The following is a 1,665-nucleotide window of genomic DNA, read 5'->3' as shown; positions in this document are numbered from 1 at the left end:
TACGCTACCCGCCCCAGCATAGGTTCGAACGCTCCATCCCCACACCACACCAAAGGCGCAGCAGGGAACTTCAGGCTCTTAGCATCACTGGATTGGATTGGACGGTCTTTCGCCGGTACGGGAATATCAACCCGTTGTCCATCGACTACGCCTGTCGGCCTCGCCTTAGGTCCCGACTTACCCAGGGAAGATTAGCTTGACCCTGGAACCCTTGGTTATTCGGAGGACGGGTTTCTCACCCGTCTTTCGCTACTCATGCCTGCATTCTCACTCGTGTACCGTCCACGACCACGTTCCCGTGCCGCTTCACCCAGTACACGACGCTCTCCTACCCAGCCCAACAAATGGACTGCCACAATTTCGGTGGTGTGCTTGAGCCCCGTTACATTGTCGGCGCGGAATCACTTGACCAGTGAGCTATTACGCACTCTTTCAAGGGTGGCTGCTTCTAAGCCAACCTCCTGGTTGTCACTGCAACTCCACATCCTTTTCCACTTAGCACACGCTTAGGGACCTTAATTGGTGGTCTGGGTTGTTTCCCTCTCGACAATGAAGCTTATCCCCCACTGTCTCACTGCTGCGCTCTCACTTACTGGCATTCGGAGTTTGGCTGACGTCAGTAACCCGGTAAGGCCCATTAGCCATCCAGTAGCTCTACCTCCAGCAAGAAACACGCAACGCTGCACCTAAATGCATTTCGGAGAGAACCAGCTATCACGAAGTTTGATTGGCCTTTCACCCCTAACCACAGCTCATCCCCCCAGTTTTCAACCTAGGTGGGTTCGGTCCTCCACGACGTCTTACCGACGCTTCAACCTGGCCATGGCTAGATCACTTCGCTTCGGGTCTAGAACATGCGACTCAACGCCCTCTTCAGACTCGCTTTCGCTACGGCTACCCCACACGGGTTAACCTCGCCACACATCACTAACTCGCAGGCTCATTCTTCAAAAGGCACGCCGTCACCCCGAAAGGCTCCGACGGATTGTAAGCAAACGGTTTCAGGAACTATTTCACTCCCCTCCCGGGGTGCTTTTCACCTTTCCCTCACGGTACTTGTCCGCTATCGGTCATCTGGAAGTATTTAGGCTTATCGGGTGGTCCCGACAGATTCACACAAAGTTTCACGGGCTCCGTGCTACTTGGGATACTCATCAGCACCAACACACTGTTTCGGATACGGGACTCCCACCCCCTACGGTCAGGCATTCAAACCTGTTCTCCTACACTGCATCAGACACTCGTCGCGTGGTAGCACGACACAACAAGTCCCACAACCCCGACCATGCAACCCCTACCAGGTATCACACACAACCGGTTTAGCCTCATCCGCGTTCGCTCGCCACTACTAACGGAATCACAATTGTTTTCTCTTCCTGCGGGTACTGAGATGTTTCACTTCCCCGCGTTCCCCCTCAACACCCTATACATTCAGGTGCGAGTAACCACAATAAATGTGGCCAGGTTTCCCCATTCGGAAATCCTCGGATCAACGCCCGTTTATCGGCTCCCCGAGGCTTATCGCAGATTACTACGTCCTTCATCGGCTCCAGATGCCAAGGCATCCACCGTTCGCTCTTAGCAACTTCAAAATCACCAAGTACGATACATAAGAATAAGAATCAAAAAAATTTGAACTCTAGAAATCTAGAAACTATTACACCA

General features: G+C 52.9%; 1 rRNA gene. It reads right to left on the bottom strand.

The features are described from left to right. A 23S ribosomal RNA gene (locus tag QM019_RS12645) occupies positions 1–1,592 on the bottom strand; the annotation flags it as partial. Positions 1,593–1,665: the final 73 nt, after the last annotated feature.

The organism is Gulosibacter sediminis, assembly GCF_030011715.1.
Lineage (GTDB): Bacteria > Actinomycetota > Actinomycetes > Actinomycetales > Microbacteriaceae > Gulosibacter > Gulosibacter sediminis.
The sequence above is the reverse complement of the archived record's forward strand: the minus strand, read 5'-3'. Positions and strand labels throughout refer to the sequence as shown.